The sequence below is a fragment of the Actinokineospora pegani genome (assembly GCF_009745975.1).
Lineage (GTDB): Bacteria > Actinomycetota > Actinomycetes > Mycobacteriales > Pseudonocardiaceae > Actinokineospora > Actinokineospora pegani.
The window spans coordinates 180477-190560 of the sequence record NZ_WHOL01000061.1 but is presented as its reverse complement, the minus strand read 5'-3'; the positions used below and the strand labels follow the sequence as shown (position 1 = coordinate 190560).

The 10084-nt window shown below is 69.9% G+C and carries 8 protein-coding genes and 1 pseudogene; 5 read left to right on the top strand and 4 right to left on the bottom strand.

Annotated features, from left to right (window positions below; genetic code table 11):
* Positions 1–88: pseudogene (locus GCL84_RS29885) on the top strand (deoxyribonuclease IV); the annotation flags it as partial.
* Entirely contained in the window at positions 85–1557 is a 1473-nt protein-coding gene (locus tag GCL84_RS07660) for a glycosyltransferase family 87 protein (protein ID WP_328618759.1), read from the top strand. The pseudogene GCL84_RS29885 and the gene GCL84_RS07660, both read left to right, overlap by 4 nt.
* Here GCL84_RS07660 and rarD read toward each other — a convergent pair.
* The 4 genes from rarD to GCL84_RS07640 form a co-directional block, all read right to left on the bottom strand.
* Positions 1493–2398 carry an EamA family transporter RarD gene (gene rarD, locus GCL84_RS07655; RefSeq protein ID WP_156754662.1) on the bottom strand — a complete coding sequence of 302 codons (906 nt, stop codon included), beginning with the start codon at positions 2396–2398 and terminating at the stop codon, positions 1493–1495. The two genes, GCL84_RS07660 and rarD, sit on opposite strands and share 65 nt — an antisense overlap.
* A gap of 68 nt (positions 2399–2466) precedes the next feature.
* Positions 2467–4014, bottom strand: coding sequence for a glycosyltransferase family 87 protein (locus GCL84_RS07650; RefSeq protein WP_235926056.1), 1548 nt, complete (start codon positions 4012–4014; stop codon positions 2467–2469).
* Between the two features lie 93 nt (positions 4015–4107).
* Positions 4108–6543, bottom strand: coding sequence for a transglycosylase domain-containing protein (locus tag GCL84_RS07645; RefSeq protein WP_156754661.1), 2436 nt, complete (start codon positions 6541–6543; stop codon positions 4108–4110).
* Between the two features lie 820 nt (positions 6544–7363).
* Positions 7364–7768 (bottom strand): DUF5318 domain-containing protein, encoded by a 405-nt coding sequence (locus tag GCL84_RS07640; RefSeq protein ID WP_156754660.1) that lies wholly within the window; start codon positions 7766–7768, stop codon positions 7364–7366.
* A gap of 235 nt (positions 7769–8003) precedes the next feature.
* On the opposite strand from GCL84_RS07640, the gene GCL84_RS07635 reads away from it, so the two are divergent.
* The 3 genes from GCL84_RS07635 (at position 8004) to GCL84_RS07625 (ending at position 10084) form a co-directional block, all read left to right on the top strand.
* Positions 8004–8552: a PadR family transcriptional regulator gene (locus GCL84_RS07635; RefSeq protein ID WP_156754659.1), complete on the top strand. Its 549-nt coding sequence runs from the start codon at positions 8004–8006 to the stop codon at positions 8550–8552.
* Between the two features lie 73 nt (positions 8553–8625).
* Positions 8626–9720 carry an inositol-3-phosphate synthase gene (locus GCL84_RS07630; RefSeq protein ID WP_156754658.1) on the top strand — a complete coding sequence of 365 codons (1095 nt, stop codon included), beginning with the start codon at positions 8626–8628 and terminating at the stop codon, positions 9718–9720.
* A 73-nt stretch (positions 9721–9793) separates the two neighbouring features.
* Complete coding sequence (locus GCL84_RS07625) at positions 9794–10084, top strand: hypothetical protein (protein WP_156754657.1); 291 nt, start codon at positions 9794–9796, stop codon at positions 10082–10084.

Sequence of the window (10084 nt, the reverse complement as noted above, 5' to 3'; positions counted from 1 at the left end):
CGCCGCCGCCGCGCCCGCCGTGGTCGAGACCCCCGCCGACGGGCAGGCGGCGGACATCGCCTTCCTGCGTGAGGCCCTCGAGCGGTGAACACGGGGCAGGCGGACCTGGTGCCGGACGACCGAGTGGACAGCCCGCCGCGGCGGCCCGACCCGCCATCCGGGCTCGCCCGGTTCGGCCGCGCCGCGCTGGCGCTGGTCGTGCTGCTGTGCGGGCTCACGCTGGCGCTCGGGTTCGCGAACAAGGACCGGTGCACCGGTTCGGAGTTCGACGCCTTCGGCCGCAGCCAGCCCGACTTCGAGATCGCCAAGTACTCCGAGGCCTGCTACTCCGACATCCAGTTCCTCTGGATCGGCCGCGACGTCGACCGGCACGTCTTCCCGTACGTGCACGGCGCGATCAACGAGCGCGGCGAGCTCAGCGGCGGCACCGTGGAATACCCGGTCCTGACCGGGCTGCTGATCTGGCTCGGCGCGATGTTCGTGCACACCGACGCCGGGTTCCTGCTCGCCTCGGCGCTCATCATGGCCCCGTTCGGCCTGCTCACGGCGTGGCTGCTGGCCAAGCTGTCGCGCTGGCGGGCGCTCATCTGGGCCGCGACGCCACCGCTGGTGCTCTACGCGTTCCACAACTGGGAGCTCCCGGTCGTGTTCTGCGCCGTCGCCGCGGTGTACGTCGTGCAGCGCGGGTGGGGCAAGCGGGGGGCCGATCGGCCGCTGCGGCAGCGGGCCTTCGCCAGCGCCGTGCTGCTCGGGCTCGGGTTCGCGTTCAAGATCTACCCGGCGATCTTCGTGCTGCCGCTGATGCTCTACGTGCTCACCGGCGGCCGCGGCGGCGCGGAGCTGGCCGGGGGCAAGGCCCGCGACTGGGCCGGGATGGTCAAGGTCGCCCTGGTCGCCATGGGCACCGGCATCGCGGCCAACGTGCCGTTCGCCCTCGCCGGGTTCGACGGCTGGCTGGCCTCGTTCGTGTTCCAGGGCCAGCGCCAAGCCGACATCACCTCGAACTCCATCTGGTACTGGGCGCTGCGCCCGGAGTCCGACCCCGGCAACGAGGCCGTGCACCAGATGGTCAACGTCGCTTCGCCGCTGCTGATGTTCGTCGCGTTCGGCATCGCCTGCGCGTTCGGCTGGGCGCGCTACCGGCGCGAGGGCGCCTACCCGTGGGTGGCGGTGTCCGCGGCGATGCTCTGCGGGTTCCTGCTGCTGCACAAGGTGCACTCGCCGCAGTACACGCTGTGGCTGGTGCCGATGCTGGTGCTGCTGCGGGTGCGGTGGGGTTGGATCGTGGCCTACTTCGTCGCCGACCTGGCGATGGGCGTCGGCATCTTCCTGTGGTTCGCCGCGATCGCCGATGGCACGGCGTCGGGCATCGACGACGGCTTCGTCGCGCAGTTGGTGATGATCGGCGTGTGGGGCAGAGCCGGGTTGCTGGTCGGTCTGTTCATCGTGTTCCTGAGCGCGAGGACGACCTTCGCCGAGGACGACGACGGGGTCAGGACACCATCTCCGGTGCCACCTGGGCCACCCGGCGGCGGTGTGCCAGCGATTCAGCGGTGATCACGACCAGCGCCAGCCACACCAGGCCGAACCCGATCCACCGGGATGAGCTCATCTGCTCGTGGTAGAGGAAGACGCCGATCGCGAACTGCAGGATCGGCACCAGGTACTGCATGACGCCCATGGTCGTCATCGAGATGCGCACGGCCGCCGCGCCGAACAGCAGCAGCGGCACCGCGGTGACCACGCCGGTCCCGACCAGCAGCAGCGCGTGTCCCCAGCCGAAGTGCCCGAACGCGCCGCCGCCCGCGGCGCTCAGCCAGACCAGGTAGACCAGGGCGAGGGGGCTGAGGATGGCGGTCTCCAGGGCCAGGCCCTCGGTCGAGCCGACGTCGGCCTTCTTCTTCATCAGCCCGTAGGTGCCGAACGAGAACGCCAGCGTCAGCGCGATCCACGGCAGCCGCCCGGCCTCGACGCTGAGCTGCACCACCGCGCCGAGCGCGATCGCGAGACCCGCCCACTGCCCGGCCCGCAGCCGCTCCCCCATGACCAGGACGCCGAGCAGGATCGTGATCAGCGGGTTGATGAAGTAGCCCAGCGACGCCTCGACGACCTGCCCCGAGTTGACGCCGTAGATGTACATGCCCCAGTTGAGGGCGATGGTGACCGCCCCGACGGCGATGAAGCCCATGCGCCGCCGGTTGGCCGCGACCACCTTGAGCCGCTGCCAGCGCCGCAGGACGAGGATGAGTGCCCCCACCGCGAGGACCGACCACACGATTCGGTGCGCCAGCACCTCCACCGGGCCCGCCGGTTCCAGCAGCGGCCAGTAGAGGGGGAAGAAACCCCAGGTCAGGTACGCGAGAAAGCCGTAGACAAGCCCGGATCGGGAACTCTTCACGACACAAGCCTCCGGTCATCCCACCACTGCGCGGTGCGGATGCCTTCGCCTGCGCCCGCCAAGGCAGGCTAAACCAGCGCGTCTTGCTTTCTCGAGTGGATAACGACCTGGTCCGGGGCGTTGTCCACCACACCGCCCGCCGGGTCGTCGTCACCGCCAGCCCGCACCAGGTCCCGGGCGGGGTGGTAGATCTCGTAGACCACCACGGCGACCAGCACGAGCACGGCGACGTCGCGCAGCACGACGAAGCTGAGGAACCACTCCTCGGGCAGGCCCTTCTTCGGGTCGTTCATGAAGTAGAACATCCGCGGCGCCCACACCAGGGCGTCAACCGTCATCCAGGCCAGCAGCAGCTTCCACCTCGGCAGCGCCAGCACGGCGAACGGGACCAGCCACAGCGAGTACTGCGGGCTCCACACCTTGTTGGTCAGCAGGAACAGCGCCAGGACCAGGAACGCCAACTGCGCGAACCGCGGCCGCCTCGGCGCGTGCAGCGCGATCGCCGCGATGGCCGCGCACGCGATCAGGAAGAGGACGGCGCTCACGGTGTTGAGCCACACCGGCGACTCACCGAACGGCCGCCCGAAGTCGAACCCCTCCCACCCGGAGAAGCGGGCGATGACGTGGTAGAGGGAATCGGGGTCGGCGTCCCGGATGGAGTTCAGCCGGAAGAACTGCCACCAGCCCTCCCTGGTGGTCCCGGATATGAAGAACGGGGCGTTGACCGCCAACCAGGAAAGGACCGTGGCCAAGGCGGTCTTGCCCCACACGTTCAGCTTTCCGGCCCGGATGCACAGGACCAACAACGCGCCCAACAGGAACACCGGATAGAGCTTCGCCGCCGCGCCGAGTCCGATGAGCACACCGGCGAGCACCGGTTTCTTGCGCGCCCACGCCAGCACACCCGCGGCGGCGAGCGCTGTCGCCAACGTGTCGAAGTTCGTGAACGCGTGCACGATGACCAGCGGGGACACCGCGATGAACGCCGCGTCCCACGGTCGTTTCCTGGCCGTGCGCAACGTCGCCCAGATCGTGACCAGCCAGGCCAGGGCGAGCCAGAACGCGGTGATGTCGAAGTAGATGACGACGGGCAGCGCGGTCGGCAGCCACCCGCTGCTCGCCATCGAGACCCACCCCTGGGTCATCTTCGCGTTGGCCCACTGGAAGAGCCCCGTCAGGACCGGGTACTCCATGTACCGCACGGTCTCGTTCGGCTCGCCCTCGTTCTCCACCCAACTGGTGGCGTAGGGGAAGCCGCCCTGGTTCAACCGCTCGGCGGAATAGAGCGGGATGACATCGGTGTAGCACAACGCCACATAGGGCCGGTTCGCCCGCCAATCCAGCGCGACCTGCCCGTTCCCCGTGTCGTACTGCTGTGCGCACGCCGCCTTGCCGAGCCAGCCCAGGCTCAGCGCGATCACCGAGAGCAGCAGCGCCACCCGCAACGGCGTCCAGAACCAGTGCCGCCCGATGACCGCGTGCTCCCCGACCGGCCCCCCGACCGCCCCGCTGGCCGCGACCACCATCGGCTCGGCCACCGACGGCCGCACCCGGTCGCCCGGCTCCAAGGTCGCGGTGTCCGCCAGCCGGTCGTCGCTCGCCGCCGTGTCAGCCACGGCCGCATGGTAACGGTCCACCGTGTCTGACCGGCGTTTCCCGGAGAAAGCGGAGGGCCCGGGGGCTGATCGCCCCCAGGCCCTCCACCACGGTCAACCGCCTGCTTGACCGCCGCCGTTTCCGCCGCCCGGGCCGTTGCCCGGGAAGGGGAAGCCCGGTCCGTCGTCGTCGCCACCGCCCGGAGGACGGGTCCGGGTGGTGGACGTGGTGGAGGCGGGCGGTTCCTCGGGCTCGGTGCTGGGCGGCTTCGGGACCGAGGGGGGTGTGGTCAGCTCCGGCGTCGAGGTCTGGGTGCTGCTCGGCCGGTTGTTGTCGTTGTCGCTGTCGTTGCCGTTCCCATTGGTCTTGGTCGGCTTGCTCGAGACCTTGCCCATCGGCACGTATTTGCCGAAGTCCTCCTTGGGCAGGCCTTCGTGGTAGCTGTCCATGAACTTCTTCCAGATCTCGCCGGGCAGGCCGGAGCCGTAGATGGGCTTGCCCTCGGCGTTGCGGAGGATCTGGCTGGTTTTGTCACCGCCCATGGACACCGCGGTGGACATCTGCGGGGTGTAGCCGACCATCCACGCCTTGGAGTTGTCTTCGGTGTCCTGGTACTGGTGGGTGCCCGTCTTGCCCGCGCACTTGCGGTTGTCGGCGCACGGGATCTTCGAGTAGGCCGGGATCGGCAGCAGGGATTCGGTGACGTTGCGGGCGATCTTCTGGTTGCGCTCGGGGTCCTCGGCGTCGAAGGCGGGCTTCTCGGCCAGGTCCGGCTGGGTCTTGGCGTCGATGCGGACGCCGCCGTCGGGGTAGGTCACCTTCGCCACCAGGTGCGGGGCGCGGTAGGTGCCGTTGGCGGCGAACGTCGCGTAGGCCGAGGCCATCTCGGTTGTCTTCACCTGGGTGGCGCCACCGCCGATGGCGATGTTGATGTCGTTCGAGGCCTTGGACAGGTCGGAGCGGATGCCCGCCTGTTCGGCGGCCTTGGCCACGTTGACCGGCTTGACGTCGTTGTAGACCATGTCGCTGAAGACCACGTTCAGCGACTCCTTCATCGCCTCCGCCACGGTGCACGACCTGCCGCACCGGGGCGTCGAGGCGTTGCGGACCGTCTTCTCGTCATCGCCGAAGGACTTGGGAGTGGTGTCGTAGACCTCGTTGAGGCCCTTGCCCTTCTGTAGCAGCCCCACCAGGTCGAACGGCTTGAACGCCGAGCCGGGCTCCTGCACGGCGTTGGCGTAGTCGAACCCGGCCTGGGCGGCGCCGTAGTACGCGCGGATCTCACCGGTCTTCGGGTCGACCGCGACGAGACCGGGCATCAGGTTGGCGGGCTGCCCCTCCATGACCTCCGCGACGGCCTGCTCGGCGAGCTCCTGCGCCTTCTTGTCGATCGTCAACTGGATGACGTACCCGTCGCGCTTGATGTCTTCCTCTTCGAGCCCGTAGCGGTCCTTGAGCTCGTCGTACACCCGGTCGATCACCACCCGCCGCGGGCCGGGCAGCGAGCCGAGCGAGCTGACGCCGGTGTAGGGGATCGGTGCCGGGAACGGGTTGTTCGCCTTCTCTCCAGCGCTCCACCAGCCGAGGGAGATCATCCGGTTGCTGACGTAGTCCCAGCGCTGGTGGTGGTACTCGGCGTCGTGGCTGCCCCTGCTCGGGGTCTGGATCATCCCGGCCAGCAGCGCGGCCTGGGTCGGGGTGACCTCGCTGATGTCCACGTCGAAGTAGGCCTTGGAGGCCGCCGCCACGCCGTACGCGCCGCGCCCGAAGTAGATCGTGTTCAGGTACGCGGTGATGATGTCGTTCTTCTCGTAGGTCTTGGTCATCTTGTAGGACTTGACGACCTCGACCCACTTGCGGGACAGGGTCGGGTCGTCGTTGCCGGAGGCCTTCTTGATGTACTGCTGGCTGATCGTCGAGCCGCCGCCCTGGCCGCCGGTGACGTTGGCGAACACCGCGCGCGCGATGCCCGTCAGGTCGAAGCCCGAGTTGGTCTCGAAGGTGGCGTCCTCGGCCGCGAACACGGCCTTCTTGATCGGGTCCGGGATCTGGTCGTACTGGAGCATGATGCGGTTGCCGCCGGACTTGGCCAGGCTCGCCATCTCCGAGCCGTCGGCGTACTGCACCGTGACGACCTTGTCCTGCCCCTCCGCGACGGCCGAGGGGTCTTCCACCTCGACCATCTGGTAGGTGATGAAGAAGGCCAGGACGGGCCCGATGATGCCCAGGGCCAGCAGCACGTAGCAGGTCCGCCGGACCCGTCGCCAGATCTTCTTGCGCCGCATCCGCTGCTCTTCCTCCGTCGTGGGCTCGTCGTCCGGCCCGTCGTCGTCGGAGTAGCCCGCTGCCGGGGTGCTGGTGAAGTCGTCGTCGAACTCGCGGTGGGTCAGCAGCTCCGGCTCGGAGCGGGACTGGCCCTGACCCTGCGACTTCGACAGCAGGACCGTCGGGTCCTCGACGCCCGCGCGCTTGCCGGAGATCGCGGTGCCGGTGATGCCCGCCGCGCTGAGCACGGTGGCCGCGTCCGGGGAGCCGGGGGGCGGGCCCATGGGCCCGCGCTGCCCAGGGCGCTGCGGGCCGCCGGGACCGCGACCGGGCGGGGGCCTGCTGATGTTGCGGGTCGGACCGCCGACGCCCTCGGCGCCCGCTGCCGGGCCGCGCCGGTCGGGCCCTGGGCCGTGGGGGCCAGGGCCGTGGGGACCGGGACCGTTAGGGCCGGGACCGTTAGGGCCGGGACCGTTAGGGCCGGGACCGCCGAGGGGGCCGGGTCCACCGCGCGGGCCGGGTCCACCGGGCCTGCCATTGGGGCCAGGGCCTCCGGGACCACCGGGACGGCCCGGAGCACCGTTGGGGATCGGACCGCCGTTGGGGCCGGGACCGCCATTGGGGATGGGACCGCCATTGGGGATGGGACCGCCTGCGCGGGGCGGGCCGCCCTGGGGACCTGCGGGGGGCGCGCCGGGGCGGCCACCGGGAGCGCCCGGGCGGCCACCGCGCGGGCCGGGCCCACCGGTCGGCAGCTCGCCGCTGGGGCTCCTGGGCGGGCCGGGGCGGCCCGTGGCCAGCTCACCGCTGTGCGAGCGGGGTCGCTCGCCACCGCCCCCGGGCGCGCCACCGCGCGGAGCGCCCGCGGGGGGTGCTCCGCTGCCTGGGCGCGGGCCGCCGTTGCGGGTGCCGGTTGGGATCTCTCCCGAGTCGTCGTCCCAGGCGGGGCTGTAGTGGCCCGTGCGCTCCTCGGGAGCCTCGGGCCAGTCCGGGGCGCCAGGCCGGTTGTCACTGCGGTCGTTCACGAAGAAGGCCTCCCAGACCGGCGGTGCGCGGGCGCTCGCCGTTCGGTGGTCGTGCTTGGTCGGGCAGAGAAACTGCTGGTCACTCCGCCGCCGTCCGCCTTCGGGTGCCCGGGGTGCGGACTCCCCCGCTTCCCAGGACGTATGACTGCACCAGGTGGTTCCACGAACAGGTCCGGCAGACCTCCACGGTGTAGACCGTGAACTCCTCGAACAGGGCCGCCATGCGCTCCAACTCCTCCACCGCGCGGGCCGAGCCGGAGGCGTGCTTGAGCTCGTCCCCGTACACCCAGCTCACGTGGGTCAGCGACTCCTTGCGGCAGACCGGGCAGGTCGAGTCCGTCGCCTGCCCGTGGAACTTCGCGGCGCGCAGCAGGTACGGGTTCGCGTCGCACACCTCGTTGGTGCCGACCCGACCCGAGTAGACCTCAGCGAGCAGCGACCTGCGCTGCAACGCGTAGTCGACCACCTGCCGCTGTGTTCGCACGCGACCAGAGTACTTGGGGTCGTTACCACGACCGTGGTCCGATCGGGCCAGCCGACATGCGGTTGGTCTCACATCCGCGCCTCGGGCCCTGTCACCTGCGACGCACCGTTCTAAACCTCCCACCTGCGGAGTTGGGGTGGCGATCGACACAGCGCTTCGAGTTGTACACCTTGCGGATGTATCGGCACGATATAAGTACCCAGTAGGTCAGCGTCCGTGCAGTCAGGAGGTGCCCGTGCTCGAGTTCGCCATCCTCGGCCTGCTTCACGAGGCGCCGATGCACGGCTATGAGCTGCGCAAACGCCTGTACGACCTGCTCGGCACCCTCCGTGCTTTCTCCTACGGCTCCCTCTACCCGACGTTGCGCAGGCTGTTGAAGGCCGGGCTCATCGCCGAGGAGGCGCCGGGGTCGGACAAGCCGGAGAAGAGCTGGGGCAGGCGGGCCAAGCGCGTCTACAAGCTCACCGCCGATGGCAAGGAGCGCTTCGCCGACATGGTCGCCGACGCGGGCCCGCAGACCTGGGACGACGAGGGGTTCAACGTCCACATGGCGTTCTTCTCGCGGACCCCGGCCGAGGTGCGCATGCGCATCCTCGAGGGCAGGCGCAGGCGCGTCGAGGAGCGCAGGGAAGGCCTGCGCAGCTCGATGGCCAGGGCGGGTGAGCAGATCGACCGCTACACCCGGGAGCTGCACCGGCTGGGACTGGAGACGAGCGAGCGCGAGGTGCGCTGGCTCAACGAGTTGATCGCCTCAGAGCAGCGTGATCAGCGGCCTTCGGACTAGACCCCCGGCAGGCGACGTGCCTGTGACGAGTCCCGCGCGCAAGCGCGGCTTGGAAACGAGAAGGAGAACCGGCATGGGCGAGAACCGCCAGAGCGTGCGGGTGGCCATCGTCGGCGTCGGAAACTGCGCCGCGTCCCTGGTGCAGGGCGTGCACTACTACCGGGACGCGGACCCCTCCACCAGGGTTCCCGGCCTGATGCACGTCCAGTTCGGCGACTACCACGTCCGCGACGTGGAGTTCGTCGCCGCTTTCGACGTCGACGCCAAGAAGGTCGGCCGCGACCTGTCCGAGGCCATCGTCGCCAGTGAGAACAACACCATCAAGATCTGCGACGTGCCGCCCCTGGGCGTCACCGTGCAGCGCGGTCACACCTTCGACGGCCTCGGTGAGTTCTACCGCGAGATGATCGAGGAGTCCGACGAGCAGCCGGTCGACGTGGTCGCTGCGCTGCGCGAGGCCGAGGTCGACGTGCTGGTGTCCTACCTGCCGGTGGGCTCCGAGGACGCGGACCGCTTCTACGCCCAGGCCGCCATCGACGCCAAGGTCGCGTTCGTCAACGCCCTGCCGGTGTTCATCGCCTCCGACCCCGAGTGGGCGGCGAAGTTCACCGAGGCGGGCGTCCCGATCGTCGGCGACGACATCAAGTCCCAGGTCGGCGCGACCATCACCCACCGGGTGATGGCCAAGCTGTTCGAGGACCGCGGGGTGGAGCTGCAGCGCACCTACCAGCTCAACTTCGGCGGCAACATGGACTTCATGAACATGCTGGAGCGCAAGCGCCTGCAGTCCAAGAAGATCTCCAAGACCCAGTCGGTCACCTCCCAGATCCCGCACGAGATGGCCAAGGCCGACGTGCACATCGGCCCCTCGGACCACGTGCCGTGGCTCGACGACCGCAAGTGGGCCTACGTCCGCCTCGAGGGCAAGTCCTTCGGCGACACCCCGCTGAACCTCGAGTACAAGCTCGAGGTCTGGGACTCCCCCAACTCCGCGGGCGTCATCATCGACGCCGTCCGCGCCGCCAAGATCGCCAAGGACCGGGGCCTGGGCGGCCCGATCCTGTCGGCGTCGAGCTACTTCATGAAGTCCCCGCCGGAGCAGTACGCCGACGACGACGCCTTCGAGGCCGTCGAGGCCTTCATCCGGGGTGAGGCGGACACCCTCTAGGGGTTGGTGCTTTAGGGGGCGGCGTGCGGCAAACGCGCGCCGCCCCGCCCTTTCTCCCGTTAATCTCCCTCCTGTGGGTTACGAGGTCGAGATCGAGGCGATGCGGGCAGCGGCCAAAGCCGCTGGTCAGGCCGCCGAGCAGGCTGCGAAGGTCGAGCTGGGCGCCGAGGTCGAGCGCATCGCGCCCGCGCTGCCCGGCGGGCAGGCCGGGGCGGCGGCCACCGCGCTGGCCACGGCTTGGGAGCGGGCGGTGCGCAACTGGAGCACCGAGGCGGGCAACTACTCCACCAACGTCTCCGGCTCGGCCGACGGGTACGTCGGCGCCGAGGACGACGCCACCGCCGACTTCGGGGCGGTGCGGTAG

Coding starts and splice junctions, on each gene's coding strand:
- GCL84_RS07645 (WP_156754661.1), bottom strand. CDS start 6,543: ATGGGCCCGCCCCCCGGCTCCCCGGACGCGGCCACCGTGCTCAGCGCG.
- GCL84_RS07630 (WP_156754658.1), top strand. CDS start 8,626: ATGGGCGAGAACCGCCAGAGCGTGCGGGTGGCCATCGTCGGCGTCGGA.